General features: G+C 42.7%; 17 protein-coding genes. 6 read left to right on the forward strand and 11 right to left on the reverse strand.

Annotated features, from left to right (window positions below; genetic code table 11):
* Window positions 1–62: 62 nt before the first annotated feature.
* From ACQY1X_RS10525 to ACQY1X_RS10540, 4 genes are all read right to left on the reverse strand, one after another.
* On the reverse strand, window positions 63–320 hold the full coding sequence (locus ACQY1X_RS10525) for a hypothetical protein (RefSeq protein ID WP_002768810.1): 258 nt from the start codon (window positions 318–320) through the stop codon (window positions 63–65).
* A gap of 101 nt (window positions 321–421) precedes the next feature.
* Window positions 422–1,468, reverse strand: a complete 1,047-nt coding sequence (gene hisC, locus ACQY1X_RS10530) for a histidinol-phosphate transaminase (RefSeq protein WP_430015660.1) — start codon at window positions 1,466–1,468, stop codon at window positions 422–424.
* A gap of 101 nt (window positions 1,469–1,569) precedes the next feature.
* Window positions 1,570–2,790 carry a (E)-4-hydroxy-3-methylbut-2-enyl-diphosphate synthase gene (gene ispG, locus ACQY1X_RS10535; protein ID WP_316577752.1) on the reverse strand — a complete coding sequence of 407 codons (1,221 nt, stop codon included), beginning with the start codon at window positions 2,788–2,790 and terminating at the stop codon, window positions 1,570–1,572.
* Between the two features lie 34 nt (window positions 2,791–2,824).
* Window positions 2,825–3,739, reverse strand: coding sequence for an alpha/beta fold hydrolase (locus tag ACQY1X_RS10540; protein ID WP_430015661.1), 915 nt, complete (start codon window positions 3,737–3,739; stop codon window positions 2,825–2,827).
* Between the two features lie 344 nt (window positions 3,740–4,083).
* On the opposite strand from ACQY1X_RS10540, the gene ACQY1X_RS10545 reads away from it, so the two are divergent.
* Window positions 4,084–4,653, forward strand: a complete 570-nt coding sequence (locus ACQY1X_RS10545) for a TIGR04376 family protein (protein ID WP_430015662.1) — start codon at window positions 4,084–4,086, stop codon at window positions 4,651–4,653.
* Between the two features lie 163 nt (window positions 4,654–4,816).
* Here ACQY1X_RS10545 and ACQY1X_RS10550 read toward each other — a convergent pair whose 3' ends face one another.
* From ACQY1X_RS10550 to ACQY1X_RS10560, 3 genes are all read right to left on the reverse strand, one after another.
* Window positions 4,817–6,463, reverse strand: a complete 1,647-nt coding sequence (locus ACQY1X_RS10550; RefSeq protein WP_430015663.1) for a DUF3685 domain-containing protein — start codon at window positions 6,461–6,463, stop codon at window positions 4,817–4,819.
* 58 nt (window positions 6,464–6,521) lie between these two features.
* A complete protein-coding gene (locus ACQY1X_RS10555) occupies window positions 6,522–6,962 on the reverse strand; it encodes a Fur family transcriptional regulator (protein ID WP_004268517.1) in 441 nt (146 codons plus the stop codon).
* A gap of 716 nt (window positions 6,963–7,678) precedes the next feature.
* On the reverse strand, window positions 7,679–8,149 hold the full coding sequence (locus ACQY1X_RS10560; protein ID WP_002733042.1) for a DUF29 domain-containing protein: 471 nt from the start codon (window positions 8,147–8,149) through the stop codon (window positions 7,679–7,681).
* 178 nt (window positions 8,150–8,327) lie between these two features.
* Between ACQY1X_RS10560 and ACQY1X_RS10565 the strand changes: the two genes are divergently transcribed.
* From ACQY1X_RS10565 to recN, 3 genes are all read left to right on the forward strand, one after another.
* Window positions 8,328–9,386, forward strand: coding sequence for a DUF2157 domain-containing protein (locus tag ACQY1X_RS10565; RefSeq protein WP_430015664.1), 1,059 nt, complete (start codon window positions 8,328–8,330; stop codon window positions 9,384–9,386).
* A gap of 154 nt (window positions 9,387–9,540) precedes the next feature.
* A complete protein-coding gene (rppA, locus tag ACQY1X_RS10570) occupies window positions 9,541–10,221 on the forward strand; it encodes a two-component system response regulator RppA (protein WP_430015665.1) in 681 nt (226 codons plus the stop codon).
* Between the two features lie 183 nt (window positions 10,222–10,404).
* The gene (gene recN / locus ACQY1X_RS10575) at window positions 10,405–12,159 is read left to right on the forward strand and encodes a DNA repair protein RecN (protein ID WP_430014527.1); all 1,755 of its coding nucleotides are present in this window, start codon (window positions 10,405–10,407) and stop codon (window positions 12,157–12,159) included.
* On the opposite strand, the gene ACQY1X_RS10580 is transcribed toward recN, so the two are convergent.
* Both ACQY1X_RS10580 and ACQY1X_RS10585 read right to left on the reverse strand, forming a co-directional pair.
* On the reverse strand, window positions 12,136–12,777 hold the full coding sequence (locus tag ACQY1X_RS10580) for a Uma2 family endonuclease (protein ID WP_271935286.1): 642 nt from the start codon (window positions 12,775–12,777) through the stop codon (window positions 12,136–12,138). The two genes, recN and ACQY1X_RS10580, sit on opposite strands and share 24 nt — an antisense overlap.
* A gap of 24 nt (window positions 12,778–12,801) precedes the next feature.
* Window positions 12,802–13,443 carry a Uma2 family endonuclease gene (locus tag ACQY1X_RS10585; RefSeq protein WP_430014528.1) on the reverse strand — a complete coding sequence of 214 codons (642 nt, stop codon included), beginning with the start codon at window positions 13,441–13,443 and terminating at the stop codon, window positions 12,802–12,804.
* Window positions 13,444–13,564: 121 nt separating this feature from the next.
* Here ACQY1X_RS10585 and ACQY1X_RS10590 point away from each other — a divergent pair, with 121 nt between their 5' ends.
* Window positions 13,565–14,737 carry an NAD(P)/FAD-dependent oxidoreductase gene (locus ACQY1X_RS10590; protein WP_430015666.1) on the forward strand — a complete coding sequence of 391 codons (1,173 nt, stop codon included), beginning with the start codon at window positions 13,565–13,567 and terminating at the stop codon, window positions 14,735–14,737.
* Window positions 14,738–14,752: 15 nt separating this feature from the next.
* Here the strand turns inward: ACQY1X_RS10590 and ACQY1X_RS10595 are convergent, their stop codons facing one another.
* Window positions 14,753–15,028 (reverse strand): hypothetical protein, encoded by a 276-nt coding sequence (locus ACQY1X_RS10595; RefSeq protein ID WP_002768833.1) that lies wholly within the window; start codon window positions 15,026–15,028, stop codon window positions 14,753–14,755.
* Window positions 15,029–15,690: 662 nt separating this feature from the next.
* Here ACQY1X_RS10595 and cysS point away from each other — a divergent pair.
* Window positions 15,691–17,133, forward strand: a complete 1,443-nt coding sequence (gene cysS, locus ACQY1X_RS10600) for a cysteine--tRNA ligase (RefSeq protein ID WP_430015667.1) — start codon at window positions 15,691–15,693, stop codon at window positions 17,131–17,133.
* On the opposite strand, the gene ACQY1X_RS10605 is transcribed toward cysS, so the two are convergent.
* The gene (locus tag ACQY1X_RS10605) at window positions 17,116–18,645 is read right to left on the reverse strand and encodes a glycine betaine ABC transporter substrate-binding protein (RefSeq protein ID WP_430015668.1); all 1,530 of its coding nucleotides are present in this window, start codon (window positions 18,643–18,645) and stop codon (window positions 17,116–17,118) included. The genes cysS and ACQY1X_RS10605 overlap by 18 nt on opposite strands.
* Window positions 18,646–18,694 lie beyond the last annotated feature (49 nt).

The raw sequence follows: 18,694 nt of genomic DNA on the forward strand, positions 1-18,694 counted from the left end.
GATTCTCTCTGGGTACTTAATAAATACTTTTTCTACATCTTAAGTATTCTTATCTGGACAAACTAAGCTTTTTTATCAACAGTATAAACCCACTGATTATGATTTTTTCTGGCCACGATTTTTTTAGAAGCAACCAAAGATTTTAGACAAAGATTGAGCATAGAAACGGGACGATTTAAGCGTTGGCTCAATTCTTGAACTGTGATTCCTTGGGGATAAAATTGCATAAGTTCAAAAATTTGTGCGCTAGTATTTAATCCTTTTGTCGGACTAATAATCTTGATAGCCAAGGCTAGTAATCGGGAGAAACGACAGGCCATTAGACCCTTGTTTGTCGCTGCTTTGTTCCGATCAATCTAGCCTTTTTTTCGAGAAGTTATTAGGGTTTAAAATGCTAATAAAACCTTGACGAAAATGGAGATTAATTTGTTCCCATAATCTCTTGAATAGCAGATAAAAAGCGATCAATCTCCTCATCAGTGCCGATAGAAATCCGCACATAATTCTGAATGCGAGGATGTTTAAAATATCGCACTAATATCTGACGGTCTTTGAGTTGATTATATAACTCACTGGCACTAATCTGGGGGGGAGAAGCGAGGATAAAATTAGCTTCCGAGTCAAAAACAATAAATCCCAACTCCCGCAAAGAAGTAATTAAACGGCTGCGGGTTTGACGGACTTTTTGCCAAACTTGCTCAAAATAATTATGGTGTTTTAAAGCTGCTGTGGCTAAAGTTTGAGCGATGCGATCTAAATTATAGGAATCACGCACCTTATCCATCTGTTCGATAATGGCCCCGGAAGCAAAACCGAAACCGACTCTTAACCCCGCTAAACTATAACTTTTCGACATGGTGCGACTAATGATGACATTATCGTAACGGGAGAGAAAATCGAGATGATTGTCATCACTAAAATCCACATAAGCTTCATCAATTAATACCAATCCCGACGCATTAGCACAGGTTGCTTCTAAATAGTCGCGCTCAAGATGTTTACCGAGGGGAGGATTAGGAGAAGCTAGAAAAATTAATTTCGCTTCCGGACAAATAATCGGTCCGGCTAATTCAAATTTATCATTAGTGGGAAATTCGATAATATTTGCCCCGTGTACCCGGGCAATTGTCTCGTAAAGGGAATAGGTTAAATCCAAAAAAGCGACGCTTTCGCAAGGGTTAACAAAAGTTCGCAGGGCGATATTAAGTATATCATCGGAGCCATTACCCGCGATTATCTGATCGGCTGCTATGCCGTATAATTCCGCCGCCGTTTGCCGTAACTCTTTGGAGATAGGATCGGGATAGAGTCGGACTTTCTCTAATTGCTCTGGCAGGTGGGCAAAAATTTCCGCCGGTGGGGGATAGGGATTCTCATTGGTGTTAAGTTTGGTAAATCCCGCGCTTTGGGGCTGTTCTCCCGGAGTGTAAGCGGGGGTTTGACGAACACAATCGCGTGTAGGTAGCATGGACTCTCTGGGGCGGCAATTTCTAGCAGGCTTTCCATTGTAACAAATTCTCGCCGATGATCGGGGGTTGAACAGATGTCAACCCCTACCGGTAAAACTAATTAAGGTTCTACCCAACGGCCATCGGCTTTAATTAAATTAATCAACTCGGTTACACCTTCACTTTCGGGGACGCGTTTAATTTCCTCGCGACCGCGATAAAGGGAGATATAACCGGCCTGTTTCCCCACATAACCATAGTCTGCGTCGGCCATTTCTCCCGGTCCATTGACAATACAACCCATAACGGCGATATCGAGTCCGGTGAGGTGTTTAGTCGCTGCGCGCACTTGCTGCAGGACATCTTCTAAATTAAAAAGAGTGCGACCACAGGAAGGACAGGCAACGTATTCGACCATGGTTTTCCGTAGTCCCAGGGCCTGGAGAATGCTGTAACAGACGGGAATTTCCTTTTCGGGAGCTTCCGTCAGAGAAACGCGAATCGTATCACCAATACCGTCCGCTAAGAGAGTGGCAATCCCGGCAGTGGATTTAATTCGTCCGTATTCCCCATCTCCTGCCTCAGTAACCCCCAAATGTAGGGGATAATCCATACCTAACTCGTCCATGCGCTTAACCATGAGACGATAGGCGGCCACCATCACCGGCACGCGGGAAGCTTTCAGGGAAACCACTAGATTGCGAAAATCGAGGGATTCGCAGATGCGGATGAATTCTAAAGCCGACTGTACCATTCCTTCGGGGGTGTCGCCGTAGGTAAAGAGCATTCTTTCGGCCAGAGAACCGTGATTAACGCCGATTCGCATCGCTTTACCTTGATCTCGCAGAGAAATCACTAAAGGTTTCAGAGTTTCGGCGATTTTTTCGCCAATTTCATCAAATTCTGCTTGACTGTACTCGATGCGGTCGGCTTTCGGTTTCTCGAAAACGTACAAACCGGGGTTAATCCGCACTTTATCGACGTGCTTGGCCACTTCTAGGGCGATTTTCATGCCGTTGTGATGTACATCGGCTACTAACGGCACAGGTTGATAGGTGGCGAGCAGTTTTTCCCTAATTTTAGCTAAAGCGGTGGCGTGGGACAGACTCGGCACGGTGACGCGGACAATTTCACAGCCGATTTCATGGAGGCGACGGATACCTGCCACGGAACCGTCTATATCAAGGGTATCCTCGTTAATCATCGACTGCACGACCACGGGATGACCACCACCGATGGTAACGCTACCTACCCGGACGGGACGGGTTTTGCGTCGGTGAATCGTGGTGTCGAATTCGGAGGCAGTTGCGGGGGGGTTGAGCGTCGATTCCAAGGTTTGCATAGGACTATCACCAACAATCACTCTCCCTATTCTCTCAAAGAACAGCAACAGATTCTAGCCACTCTAATAAAATTGGGTTAAAACGGTCAGGACATTCATCCTGCAAACAATGACCGGCCCGGTCAAATTCTACATATTTAATCCTAGGATTAAGGGAGACAAAACCCGGAGCTAACTGGACGGGAACCATGGGATCTTGTTTGCCCCAACACAATAAAATCGGGATTTGTAAACGTGGTAAAATTAGCTTTGCCGGTGGACAATATTCGGGATGATTGACAGCTTGTGCTAGGGAAATAAAGGCCTGAGCTGCCCCCTCATCTAGGGTTGGGGCGGCGATAATTTGTACTAATTCGTCGCTGACTGCTTTCTTGTCTTCGTAGGCGATTCCTGTCCATTTTTTCAAGACTTGCGGACGACGCAGATAGTAAAATATCGGTTTTAATAGCCAAGGAGAAGTGAAAAAGTTTTCGATGGGAGTGACGATATTTAATAACCAATCGGCGATCATTTCCCGCCGACGGCTGACATCGGGTAAACTGAGCATAACTAATCCGGCTACCATTTCTGGGTATTTACCCGCTAGGGCCATACTAACTAAAGAACCGATCGAATTTCCCAATAATACCACTGGTCTATTGATAAAAGTTTGCCAGAAATCGTGTATCTGTTCCACCCAGAGATTAATGGTATAGGGAACCTGCACTTTACGCGAACCACCGAAACCTAATAAATCTACTGCGTAAACTCGATGATTTTGGCTGAGAATAGGAATATTATGGCGCCAATGTTCGATCGCCGCTCCAAATCCGTGCAGTAAAATTAAAGGGGGTTTATCGGCATCTTGGCGGTTTTTTGCCGGCATAAAACTATAACGAATTTGCCAACCGCGCCACACCCAATCCCGTTGATAACCGATGCGTTCTGTCCAAGCTGGTGAAGTTGTCACTTAAGTCAAACAATTAAGAGGTTTTCAGGAAATATCACTCTAAGTAGGTAGGAGTTAAAAATTATCAGATGCCCCCCTTATTAAGGGGGGACTAAGGGGGGATCGGCACCCCCCTTATCAAGGGGGGCAGGGGGGATCGAACCTAAAATCCATTTTTAATTTAATTATAACCAGCTACTTAGTTTTATTATACTGGTTTCCCCGTCCCTAACCGGCAGCCGAATAACATTTTTGTACTACTTTTCCCAAATATATTTAAACCTAGGGTTGATCTAGCCTATGCTAAAAAGAGGGGGATTAAAATCGCTCCTAGACTTTAATTGCAAATTTAGGATACTGCACAGATGGGCAATCTATTTGATGATGTTAGTCGCTTTCTTGAAACCCAACTGGAAGAATTTCTCAAAAGTCATCCCCAATTAGAATTACAGGCGCTGGTGGAACAACTGCGCGAACAGGAGCGCGATACGGCTAAACTGATTAGCGCTCTAGAAAATGAGCGTCAACGTCTCGAACAGCAAATTTTGGCCACTGCCCAAGATATCCAAACTTGGCACGCTAGAATTGATAAGGCTAAGGCCGCTGGACGGCAGGACTTGGTTAAGGCTGCCAGTGAACGCGAGGCAGCCCTCTTCCGTCAGGGTAATCAACTTTGGGGACGGATGGAAGGGGTGAAAAAACGTCTGACTCAATCCCAAGAGTTACTGCAACAGGTCCAACAACGTCGTCAAGAAGTGCAAATTAAAGCCGAAAAAGTCCCTAAAAATCAGTCGCGTGACTGGGAAACCACTTTTTGGGATCAACCCCAAGAATCGGACTATCAGCGCTCGAACTACGATAATCTCGATCTAAAATTTAAAGAATGGGAAATGGAAGAAGAATTGAAAAAATTAAAGCGAGAAATGGGACGATAATTACTGTTAAGTATCTAAGCACAATTAATTACACATCTAAGCCACTACTCCGTCAGACTTCTGCTGTGAGTAAACAGTGAACTGAAAACTCAAATCCGATCCCTAATAGCTGTATCCCGTCTCCTGTCTCGACTAGGAAATTAATTTTGCACGACTACTTAATTCATGATCCCTTTTTACCTTTGACTTCCTGCCAAGTGTTACCGACTCCCTGTAAAACCCCACGAATTACTAAACCAATACCCCTACCGATAACTTGGATAAGGATATATACTACTCCATTACCCACCACCCGAAAAAAAGCGCGTAAACGAGGGGATAAAGAGTCTCTTAATTCTAAGGCGATCGAAACTAACCAGGGTATGCCTGTTAAACTGTTTAATTCTTCCTGTCGGGGGGAATAAATGGCTAGAGATTGGATTTCTCCATCGCTATAGTGAAATAATTGATATTGACTTTCAAAGATATCTTTAGGTTCTTGCCAATATTGTTGCCGTCGGTATTTCCAAGATAATTCATTGCGGATTTTAGCTAATTTTCTGGCGATGAGAAATTCTGACCGGTAAAGTTTTTGTTTGATTCTTTCCGATTCCGAGAAGTTATTGAGAATAATTACCGTCACCGCATTGGCAATATTATGAATGAGATTTTGCAGGATAATTTCGGCTCTGGCGATAGTTTCAGGAGCATTAGCTCGGTATTCTACTCCGTCAATAGTTAAACTATTTTCGTACACTAAATAGGAAAATAAGTCAAGAGTAAAAGGAATTTTATTGAGGATTTCTATTTGAATTGCCTCTCTTTCTTCCAGAATAATTTCATTAAGTTTGCCTTTACTAATTTCGTCATAAACCGAGGCATTAATTTCTAAAAATTTACGCGTAACTTTCTCCCAGATATCGTAAATAATCAGATTTAAGCGACTGGTTAATTCCCCGCTGCTAACCTGTAAATATCTCATTTCATCGACATTTTTACGAATTTCATCGAGAACTAAATATAATAATTCCCGTTGCCGATTATCCTGTAAAACATCAATTTCAAAACTAATCTTTGTTCTATTAATTAAAGGCGATCGAATAACTGCTAAAGTGGACTCAAAAACTGCCGAAACACAGAGGGGACGCTCGCGGCTTAAAATTGGTAATTCCCGATCGATATTGTTAATTATTATCGGAGGTGTCGCTGAAGCTGAATTGTAATAGCTCCCTTCCAGGGGAATTAGTTTTCTCACTAGCCATAGGGCTGCTAAAAGTTCTCGTTTTCTTCCCTGCCAATAAAAGCGATCAAAGCCGGATAAAGACTGTTGATTGAGGTGGAGATCAATTAAATGTAATTCACTTTCGATGCGATTTAATCCCGTTCTTCCGGCAGTGATTAACCAATGGCTAGGGGCTAAACTTGGACGGTTAGCAATGGTGAGAGGGGAAGGGACAACATCGTGGGTTTCATCCCGGGAAATTTGCCCTAAAATAGTGATAAATTGCTCTAGGTTTGTGCCTTTGGGAATATAACCGGCGATGCCTAATTCTCTGGCGATTAGTTGCTGTCGGGAATCGAGAGGAAAGGTTAATAGAACAATTTTACTTTCGGGATAGCGAGAGTGGAGAATTTCACAGTAAGACCAATCAAAGAGAGGATCAATAATAATAATTTCGGGGGACGGATTAAGAGTCAAGGCGAAAATTGTTTCTAAATCCCCTTCGGTGACGATACTAATATTTTCTATCCGCGACAGGGCCTGCACCAGACCCAAGCGGAAAATCGGGTCATTATCGATGATAATTAGGGTGAGAGGGCGATCGATCACAAGAGTTGCAGCCTGTCAACGGATACTATTCACAGGGTCAATTATACAGTGATCTGGCTCATTTGTTTTGTTTATAGCCATAGAAATCGATGCGATAATCGGTAATTTTTACCCCCGTCGATGCCTCGATCTGTTTAATTAATTCCGGGGGAAGTTGGATATGCACATCGATGATTTCTTGACTGTCCAGACAATTGACGTGACTGTGGGAATCGCTGATGTTGCCGTAGAGTCTGCCGTCCCAGCGTTCCACAGATTCGATAATGCCTTGACCCGATAGGGCCTCTAGGTTTTGGTACACTGAGGTATGACCGATGTTTTTTCCTTGCAGATTGAGACGATCATAAATTTCTCGCGCTGATAGGTGTTCCTGCGCTTGCCACAGCAATTCTAAAATATAGCGACGCTGACGACTAACCCGCATTCCTAAAGTTTGACACCTTTCGATCGCATCTTCTAAACACCGGATCGGTTTTTGTTTTACCTCCAAATTGTCCATAGTTGTATCCGTTGACCTCCGCCCTAATACATAGTCATTACCAGTTTAGCTTAGTCTTTCGATCGATGTCCACATTGCCCCAGTTTTTAGCCCATCTCAGAGCAGTTATCTCAATGGTGAGATAAAAAATTTTCGTTGTAGGGAGACAAGAGCGCCAGAGTAGGAAGGAAAAGTCTGAGCATTTGTACTAAAAATCTCAACTTCCACAATTCTGGCTTTAAGTCAATAGCCTTTACAAAACTTCAAAAATTGCAGCATAAAAAAATTTCATCACTGGCGGCTTTTTTTGGGCAAGAGAATCAACACAGTCCCCTGATTGCCTTGGTTTTGCCTTGATTTAAAGTTTAATGCTTAAACTAAGCCCACAGCATACCACGATCATACCATATTATTAAATCTAGGCAACCCCGATTTACAGCTAAATTTTGGCAAATTCTGGGAAAATCAAAATCTTGTAACTTACTTGTTACATTGAACTAATCGCCCCAAATATTTAAATATTTTAATTATTTACCTTAAATTTATAATTTTTACTTATTCTTGAAGGCTGATTAACTAGGGTTGGGCAAAAAAGCTTGTAAGCTCTATTTAAAGTCAGTCGAGTCGCTTAGTATCGGGAGACAGATGTGACTTGTATAGCTTCCCAGTTTTTGAGATTTGAAGACTTTTTAGAAGCATTTTGAAAGTGTCTTAGCTGATGGATTAAATATGAATTATCAGCCATAAAAATCTTCATCAAGAATCTGTTCTAAAGAAAAAGGGCAGTCTAAGGGATATGCTTCCTCTGGAGGAATCGCAATTCCAAAGTCAGCCAATTTACTTTCCTTGATGGCAATTTTGCGACCTTTAGGATAGGTTTTATCGATGGCGATTGCTAGATGAGATTTCAAAGAAGGGGTGTTTTCTAGTAAGGCGACAACTCGTTCCCTGTGTTCGACAATGGAGCTATACCAGCTAGATTTCATGCTTTCAGGGGCGGAGGATTGTACTTTTAATTTCAGTAAATGAGCCAGCAAAATCATTAAATTTCCTTCTAAGGCATTTTTATCTGATTTACCCAATTCTTTTAACTCCTCAACCAAATGAGATACATCTAATGCCTGAAAATCTCCTTGTTCTAACTGACCTATTGTTGTTATCAGCCATAATTGAAAATCTTGTTCATAGAGTTCTGATTTAGTTATCATGATGTCTTCGATAATAGTTAATCTAGACTGAATTATACTCTATTTTGCAGATTTCGGATGTTGCAATCGGTAAATGTTAAGTTTTACTACAGGATTTAACATCTGCGCCTATGCCCTATTCCCTTATCCTTAGGATAAGCGGTTAAAATACATCTTAGCTTAAGGACTAGAGAATATTATGAGACTAGAAAGAGAAGATTTTGATTGGGCGGTACAAGAAAACCTAATTACTGCCAGCCAAGCTGAAAATTTATGGACGGCTTTTATATGCCGTTATCCCCAGGAAGATGAAGTTAATCGCCCTCGCTTTAATTTTGCTAATGTGGCCTATTATTTTGGGGCATTAATTGTTATCTCTGCCCTGGGGTGGTTGATGAACGAAGCTTGGGAGAGTTTCGGTGGTGCAGGACTATTTTTTATCGCCCTGTTTTATGCAATTTGTTTTATTTTTGCGGGGAAAAATCTCTATTTTCAGCAAAATCTCAAAATCCCCGGCGGCCTTTTATTTACCATGGCAGTGGCAATGACTCCCTTAGCAATCTATGGTTTACAACGCTGGACAGGATACTGGCAAGCTGGAAATATGGCCATTTATCCAGATTTCTATACCTGGACTAAAGGCGGTTGGTTTTTAATGGAATTAGGCACGATTATCGCAGGATTAATAACTTTAAGATTTGTTAAATTTCCTTTTTTAACTGCACCGATTGCTTTTAGTCTGTGGTATATGTCAATGGACTTAACCTCTTTACTATTTGGAGAGAACGAATATACATGGAGACTGCGACTGTGGGTATCCTTTTGGTTTGGAATTGCCTGTTTAATAACTGCCTATTTAATTGATGTACGTCAGCGCCGTAGTCGGGGTGATTTTGCTTTTTGGCTGTACTTATTCGGATTAATTATGTTTTGGTTTAGTCTATCTCTCCTCATCGATGATAATGAAGCACAACGATTTTTGTACTGTCTAATTAACTTGGGATTGATGGTATTATCCGTCCTGCTAAAAAGAAGATTATTTGTGGTTTTCGGAGGTATTGGAGTATTTGCCTATCTTTCCTATCTCTCCTATCGTCTCTTTGCCGATTCAATTTTCTTTCCCTTTGCCCTAACCGCCCTGGGACTTGGTATTATCTATATGGGAGTTTTGTATCAGCGTCATTACCCCACCCTAGCTAGATTTATTGAAAGTTATATCCCTCTCGAATGGCGCAATTTATTACCCAAAGATAGATAATTAGGAGAAATGGTTTTTCAGTGATCAGTAAACAGTAATCAGTAAACAGTGAACTGATAACTCACATCTGATAACTGATCACTGATAACTGATAACTGATAACTGATAACTGATAACTGATAACTGATAACTGATAACTGATAATCTTCCTTCTATGCGAATACTTATCGTTGACGATGAAAAAGAATTAACCGAACCCTTAGAACAAATTCTTGCTCAAGAAGGCTATGAAGTTGATATTGCTGATAATGGTCGGACGGGGTTAGAATTGGCACGAGAGAATAATTATGACCTCTTAATTCTCGATTGGATGTTACCCCAGCAATCCGGATTACAAATCTGTCAATATTTACGGGATCAGGGGGACACCACTCCCGTTTTATTTCTAACCGCTAAGGATACCATAGACGATCGAGTGGCGGGATTAGATGCTGGTGCTGATGATTATTTAGTCAAACCCTTTCAACTGCGAGAATTATTAGCGAGAGTCCGCGCTTTATTGCGTCGTTCTCCCAATTTTGAAGCTAGTAATAGCAGTAAATTAAAATGTGCTGATTTAGAACTCGATAGCGAAAATCAAGTGGCCTATCGTCACGGTCGCACGATTAGTTTATCAGCAAAAGAAATACAATTATTAACTTTATTTATGACCCATCCGGGGCAACTTCTCACCCATGAACAAATTTATCAGCATCTCTGGTCAGAAGGAGAGCAACCTAATAGTAATGTGGTTCCTGCCCTGATGCGCTTGCTGCGTCGTAAAATCGAAGCGGACGGAGAAACACCTCTAATTAATACTGTCTATGGGAAAGGCTACCGTTTCGGGGAAAATTAGGGAATGCTGAAGGATAATGAGAATAAGTAGCTGGTTATAATTAAATTAAAAATGGATTTTAGGTTCGATCCCCCCTGCCCCCCTTAATAAGGGGGGATTAAGGGGGTATCCCCCCTTAATAAGGGGGCATCTGATAATTTTTAACGCCTACCTACTTAGCAACTGATTACTGATTACTGATATATGTTATCCTGCCTACAAATTGAAAATTTTACCCTCATCGATCGCTTAGAATTAACTTTCGGCAGCGGATTAAATGTACTGACCGGTGAGACGGGGGCAGGAAAATCGATTATATTAGATGCGATCGATATTGTTCTCGGTGGTAAAGTCAATCATCGCGTCATCCGTCAGGGAAGCCAACAATCAACCCTAGAAGCGACTTTTTCTCTGACTCCAGAATTAATTGCTTGGCTAGAAAGTCAGGAAATTGACCTATTAGAGGATAATAGTCTGACCATCAGCCGGGAATTAGTGATTACTAATAATTCCTTGCGTTCTCGCTCTCGGATTAACGGAGTCGTCGCTAATCGCCAACAAATGGCGCAAATAAGAGATTTTTTGGTAGAAATCACCGCTCAAGGTCAAACAGTTCAGTTAATGGACGCTAATCGACAGAGGGAATTATTAGATCTCTACGGGGGTGAATCCCTGCTGCAGCAGCGGGAAAAGGTAGCCACAGCCTACGCTAACTGGCAAGAAAGCAAGAATATTTTCAATAATAGATTGCAATCGGAACAAAATCGCCTACAGAGATTAGATTTATTAGAATATCAACTAAAAGAACTAGAATCAGCTAATTTAACTGACGCTAACGAGTTGGAACAGTTAGAACAGGAAAGAAACCGACTCTCCCACGGTGTCGATTTACAAAATTCCAGCTATCAAGTCTATCAACTACTCTACCAAAATGATCGCGATCAACCCGCCGTCGCTGATTTGTTAGGAAAAGCTGAAAATATCTTGACAAATATGATGGTTTATGATAGCAGTTTAGAGCCGATTTTAGAGATGGTGCGATCGGCATTAAATCAGGTGGTGGAAGCGGGACAGGAAATCAACGTTTATGGGGATAGTCTAGAGGCAGATCCGGAGAGATTGAACGAGATAGAAGAGAGAATTGTCCAACTTAAGCGCATTTGTCGCAAATATGGCCCAAGTTTAGCCGAAGCGATCGATTATTATCAGAAATTACAGCAGGAATTAGCGGAGTTGACGGGAGAAGGACAATCGATTGAGGAATTAGAAAAAATTTGTCAGCAACAGGAAAAAATCTATCAAGAAACTAGCACCCAGTTGACCTTTTTGCGACAAGAAACCGCTAGTCAACTAGAAAAACAATTGGTACAGGAATTAAAACCTTTAGCCATGGAAAAGGTGATTTTTGTCTGTCGGATTGACCCGGGTAATCCTAGCAGTCTGGGAGTCGATCAAGTGGTCTTTTATTTTAGTCCCAATCCGGGGGAAAAAATCCAACCTTTATCCAGTACCGCTTCCGGAGGAGAAATGAGTCGTTTTCTCCTAGCGTTAAAGTCCTGTTTTTCCCAATCCCAATCGGCAGCAGCCACCCTAATTTTTGACGAAATTGATGCGGGAGTATCGGGAAAAGTTGCCCAAGCAATTGCCGATAAATTAGATCAATTAGGTCAACAATATCAGGTTTTATGCGTCACTCATCAACCCTTAGTGGCTGCTTTAGCTGATCACCATTTTCGCGTTTATAAACAAATGATTGCCGAAGATGATTCCACTAATCTCTCGGAAATTCGCACGGTTGTCCGGGTTACTTCTCTCGATAATCGTCAGACGAGAAGGGAAGAATTGGCACAATTAACGGGAGGAAATTCGGCAGCGGCTGCCATCGCTTTTGCCGAGTCTTTATTGGAGAAAGCGGCTGCAAAAAAACAGCAGGATTTAACCTTGAAATTGACTGATTAACCAACGTCCTACCTGACTTTGATCTCTGGTGCGTGCCTGTTGTAAAGCTGACTCTAAAACCGCAAGTTTTAAATTAGGTAAAACCTTTGATATATCAATTCTTTTACTACCTCGATCGATTATTTCAAAGGCGAATATTTGAGGATCATCTACCTTAACACTCCAGTATTCACTAACCCCTAATTCTTCATAGAGTAAGCGTTTATTACCTAAGTCATCATTAAGGGTAGATTTTGAGATTTCAATGACTAAATCTGGTGGGGGATACTGATTCAAATCAATAATCGAAGTACCGTAGGGAATCAGATTAGCTTTCTCGGCAAAATAATAAGATATATCCGGTTGAACTTCTCGATAACCAGACCTGCGAAAACTGCAATTATCTTTGGCATTAAAGGTCAGATTTTTTAGGGTGGCATAGAGACTAACAGCGAAGATCAAAATAGCATGATCGCTGGCATGATCGTTACCAATAGGAGTCATTTCTAATCGATAATAGCCATTGTAATAATAACTTTTTCCTTGATTTTCTGGGAAGTTTTTAATTGCTTCTAAGTATTCTTCCCAACTAGCTTTAATCCATAAATCTGTCGAGATAGTAGTTTCTAGCTGTTGCATAATATTAGCCTCGATTTTATGTAGTTAACCTTGAAATTGAGTGATTAACCAACGTCCCACCTGACTTTGATCTCTGGTGCGTGCCTGTTGTAAAGCTGACTCTAAAACCGCAAGTTTTAAATTAGGTAAAACCTTTGATATATCAATTCTTTTGCTACCTCGATCGATTATTTCAAAAGCGAATATTTGAGGGTCATCTACCTTAACACTCCAGTATTCACTAACCCCTAATTCTTCATAGAGTAAGCGTTTATTGCCTAGGTCATCATTGAGGGTAGATCTTGAGATTTCAATGACTAAATCTGGTGGGGGATACTGATTTAAATCAATAATCGAAGTCCCATTTGGTATCAGATTCGCTTTCTCTCCTAGATAGTAAGATATATCTGGCTGCACTTCTCTAATTCCTCTTTTACGATAAGAACAAGTAGGGAGTCCTTGAAAAGGAATTTCTTTGAGGATAGCGTAGAGACTCACCCCCAAAAAGACAACGTGATGATCTCTAGCGTGTTCAAATCCAATAGGAGTCATTTCTAATCGATAATAGCCATTGTAATAATAACTTTTTCCTTGATTTTCTGGGAAGTTTTTAATTGCTGCTAAGTATTCTTCCCAACTACCTTTAATCCATCGGTCAGTTATCCCCCTAGTTTCTAACTGTTGCATAGTTATCCGATCCCCCTTTGAACTTTTGCTGTAATTATAGCAATTATTGCTTAAATCAGAACCAGGGAACCGAGCAAGTATAATGATAGAATAGGTTAATCGAGGAAAAATTAGCCCAATTATGACCACAACTTATGATTATATAATTATCGGTGGTGGTATCACCGGTTCTGCCTTAAGTTATGAACTAGCTAACCTAGGCAGTCGAGTCCTCTTATTAGAAAAAGAAACCCATCCCCTCAACGCCACTTTCTACAGTTACGGAGGTTTAGCCTATTGGTCGGCCACCACAGAAATCCAGAGAAAATTATATCAAGAAGGTCGAGAAATTCAGCGCAATTTATCCCAGGAATTGGGCATAGATAACGAATACCGGGACATAGACTTAATTCTCACCGTTAACCCCGAAGATGACCCAGCTACTGTGGCCGAAAAATTTGCTATCTTTGCTATTACTCCCGAAATTCTCGATCCGCAAGCAGCGATCGCTTTAGAACCCCTATTAAATCCTGCAGCTATCTCCGGAGTTTTACGACTGCCCCACGGTCACATCAACGCCGAAAAAACTAATCTTGCCTATCAACAAGCTTTTCTGCGTCTGGGAGGCACGATTATTCGGGAAGCTGTCATCGAATTAATTGAAACTGCATCGAGAATTACCGGCGTAAAAACTCCTAAAAATAATTATTCTGCTGGGGAAACTATCGTCTGTGCGGGGGGATTAACCCGGTCTTTACTGCAAAAATCCGGTATTACTGCTCCCGTCTATTTTACCCATGCCCAGGTGATCAAAATTCCCCCCACTGAGATCAAATTAAACACCCTAGTTATGCCCGCAATTCCTGCCAGATTGCTATTAGAGCAAAAAATCACCCAACTAGAAAAGCAGGGCATTTGGCAGAGAGAAACCCCAGAAATAATTGCCAGTGTTTTAGAAACGGGGGCGGTACAATTCCGGGATCAAAGCCTTTATCTAGGGCAAATTAGCGCCATTATCACCGATCCAGAGGCGATTTTAAACCCTCTGGCCGGAGAAAAAGCAATACGCGCCGCCGTGGGGACATTGCTGCCCTCTTTAGCCGCTCTCCCCGGCAGCTGTCATCATTGCCTAGTGGCCTTTGCTCCCTCGGGACGGCCCCTAGTGGGAGCGATCGCCGATAAACTGGGATTGCAGGTATTTTCTGGTTTTACCAGTACACTTGTATCGGCTCCGCCCCTGGCCCGACGTTTTGCGCGTCATCTGCTGGGGGAAAATGACGAAATAATTACAAAAGTCAAGAGAGAAATTAACTGATGGTTGCCATTAATCCTAATCGACTTTTTCCAACTGCCAAAGAATTTGGTTTCCCTCGCGTCTGACCCGGGAGATTACCCAATTTCGCCACGGCCAATGGTCGCCGCGACTGGTAACGGCGCCAGGATTAATATCCATTAAATCGGCCACTTCGGCGCTGGTAATCAAATAACCGCGATTGGCCACTTCATCGGCAATGCGTAGGGTTTCGATGAGATTTCTTAGCTGGTCAACTCTTTCTCCCCGGGGTAATTGGATTTCATCGCCAGCGCTATTAGGTGGTTCATTCATGGTGATGGTCTGGTCAAAGTTGATTAACAATAAAAATTGTCGGTTGAGGCAAACAAGCAAGCTTCCCCTATCGTTATTCTATCGATTTCATCGGAAATTTTGGGTCTGAAACCCCGCCGTTCTAGGTTGGCTTTACGTTAGAATTAAAAGGCCAGTCTCGAAAACCAAGTGGACGGCGCAGCACCTTGAAAACTCGGCTTAGGGGGTTCCGACCAGAAAAGCTTGGCCGGGTAAAAAGTCGCGCGCAACAAGTACAAGAAGCTATAGGCGGTCAACGTACCGTGGGACACACGGAATCGGGCTTCTGAAATGGGGCGAAAGTCTGTGGACTCTGTGTAAGACAGTACATGGTTTTTTAACTGTGGTATGCGACGGTGGTGGAAGCAGAAACTTAAATCGTGAGGTTTAGGAATCGCCGCACTTTTAGGGCGGCGAGGATGTCAACAATAATAGTCCCCATCAAAACAGTCCTATCTCCTCGAATCTTACCGTCACATCTTTACTAAAACCCCAAAAACCCCTTGACAAAAAACACAGAATATAGTACGTAAATCAGGGAAAGTGGTTAGCGGTTACTGATAACTGATCACTGATAACTGATAACTGAAAATAACTGCTATAAAATTGGACTAGCCTTTTTCCCCAGAAAAAAATCCCCATCCATGACCTTAATCCTCTACAACACCCTCAGTCGTCGCGAAGAACCCTTTACCCCCCTCATCCCCGGCATTGTCTCCATGTATTGCTGCGGCATTACCGTCTATGATTATTGCCATTTGGGTCATGCGCGTACCTGTGTGGTTTGGGATGTGGTGCGGCGTTATTTGGAGTATCTCGGTTATAAAGTGCGCTATATTCAGAATTTCACCGATATTGACGATAAAATTCTCAATCGGGCTAAAAATGAACATACCACCATGGCAGCCGTAGCCGAGAAATTTATCGAGGCCTACTTTGAGGATATGGCAAAATTAGGAGTCAGACCGGCGGACGCTTATCCCCGGGCCACTCATACCCTCGACGGTATCAAGCGCCTAGTCTACGAATTAGAACAAAAAGGCTATGCTTACCCCAGCGATGGCGATGTTTACTATTCCGTCCGTCGTTTTTCCGATTATGGCAAACTATCAGGGCGAAAACTGGATGATTTGCAAGCCGGGGCCAGCGGCCGGGTAGAAACCGACGACCCGGAAGCAATTAAAAAACAAGACCCCTTTGATTTTGCCCTCTGGAAGGGGGCAAAACCGGGGGAACCTAGTTGGGATTCTCCCTGGGGCCAAGGTCGTCCGGGCTGGCATATTGAATGTTCGGCCATGGTCAAAGAACAATTGGGAGAAACTATCGACATTCATGTGGGGGGAAGTGATCTGATTTTTCCCCACCACGAAAACGAAATTGCCCAAAGTGAAGCGGCTACGGGTAAACCTCTGGCCCAATATTGGTTACATAATGGCATGGTTAAGGTGGCCGGGGAAAAAATGTCAAAATCCCTCGGTAATTTCATCACTATTCGCGAGTTATTGGCAAAATATGACCCCTTAGCCGTGAGATTATTAATTTTAGGCGCCCAATACCGCAAACCGATTGATTTTTCCGATGAGGGATTGCAGGCGGCCACTAATGGCTGGCATACTTTACAAGAGGGTTTATCCTTTGGTTATAAGCATCTTCAGCAAGATAATCCCGGAATTACCGACCAAGAGCTAGAAAATCGCTTTCAAGAGGCGGTAAATCACGATTTTAACTTTGCCGGTGGTTTAGCAGTGTTATTTGAAATCGCTAAGGAATTACGCAAGGAGGGTAATAATTTAACCCATGCGGGTAAGACAGACAGCAATCTGGCCCAATTAGCGGTAAAATGGCATACTTTGGTGAAATTGTCTAGGGTTTTGGGCTTAGAAATTGCCGCTGACCAGGGAGAAACCCCTGTTTCTGAGGGAATTAGTGCAGCGGAAATCGAAAATCTCATCCAACAACGGACAGAGGCAAAAAAAGCGAAAAATTACGCCGAAAGCGATCGCATTCGTGCAGAATTAAAAGCCCAAGGCATTACTTTAATCGACCAACCCGGGGGAGTGACTAAATGGTTAAGAGAGGGAGACTAGAAATTCTTTGACCACTTCCTCCACCCTGCGATTGCGTCCATCCACCTGATAGTTTAATTTCTGCATAGTGCTGGAGGTAATTTTGCCGGTGAGTTTGGCTAAAACCTGTCGCAATTGCGGATATTTTTGCAAACTATCCCGGTTAAAAATCGGTACCGCTTCGTAGGGAGGAAAATAGCGTTGATCATCTTCTAGGATGACTAAATCTAGCACGGGAATTAAGCCATCGGTGGAATTTCCCGCCACTAAATCCACCTGTTTTTCGGCTAAAGCGCGGTACATTAACCCTAAATCCATCACTTTCGGGGGTCGGGCAAAAGTTAGACCGTAGGTCTTCGCTAATCCCTTGTAACCGTCTTCCCTTTCCAAAAATTCATAACCAAAACCCGCTTGCCAATTGGGGGTATATTTAGCCACCTGCGAGAGAGTTTTAAGATTGTATTGACTGGCGGTTTCTCCCCGGATAACAATGGCGAAAGTATTCTCGAATCCTAAACTGGGAAACACTTCTAGATTAAATTTTTCTGGATAAATCTCTTGCAGCTTTTCAAAGACTAATCGGGCATCGTTAAGGGGTTTTTCTTGCAAAATTCCCGTGAAAGCCGTGCCAGAATACTCCACATAACCGTCGATTTTACCCGCTTTCACCGCTTCATGACAGATCAGAGTACCACCGAGATTAAATTGACGTTCAACCCGTAAATTCGTCTCTTTTTCGATTTCCTGTGCCAAAATTTCCCCTAAAATCACCTGTTCGGTAAAATTTTTGGAACCGATCACCACTGTGCCGGGGGATGAATGGAAAATTTGAGTCAAGAGGAAAGATAGCAAGGCCAACCCAATTAAACCTAATCCCCATTGCCATTTAGAGGGCTTTTTCGGACGTTGCGAAGGGGAAAAGGTCTTTTCTAGCCGACCGAGACTCCAATCGGCAACAAGGGCTAAAAAAGCGGCAGGAATTGCCCCCGCCAAAATTAACTGATTGTTGACCGTGGCAATACCGCGAAAAATAAACACTCCCAAACCACCGCCACCAATGGCAGCTGCGATCGTGGCCACACCGATAGCAATCACCGTGGCAATTCTCACTCCTGCCAAAATTGTCGCCCTGGCCAGGGGTAATTCGATATAGCGCAGGATTTGACCGTCGGTCATACCTAGGGATAACCCGGCTAATTTTAATTCGGGATCAACTTTTTTGATGCCCAGATAGGTATTTAAAACAATTGGCAGTAAAGTATAGAGAGTTAGGGCAACAATAGCGGGAATTTTGCCGATTCCTCCCAAAAAAGGCACGGAAATTAAAAAACCAAATAGGGCTAAACTGGGGATAGTCTGTAGGGTATTAACGATCGCTATAATCGGTTGAGCGAGAATAGCTTGACGACTAATTAAAATACCTAGAGGAATCCCGATTAAGCTACCCATAGCCATGGCTATTCCCGTCAAGAAAAGATGCTCTCCTGTGCGAAAAGCGATTTCTCCCCCATAATCTAGCCAAAAACTATCCATAAACTTCCCTTAAAGCGGCTGGTTCATCCTATTGTATAGAATAAATGGG

Origin of the sequence: Microcystis protocystis FBCC-A270, from assembly GCF_050500235.1 — a bacterium.
Classification (GTDB): Bacteria; Cyanobacteriota; Cyanobacteriia; order Cyanobacteriales; family Microcystaceae; genus Microcystis; species Microcystis ichthyoblabe_A.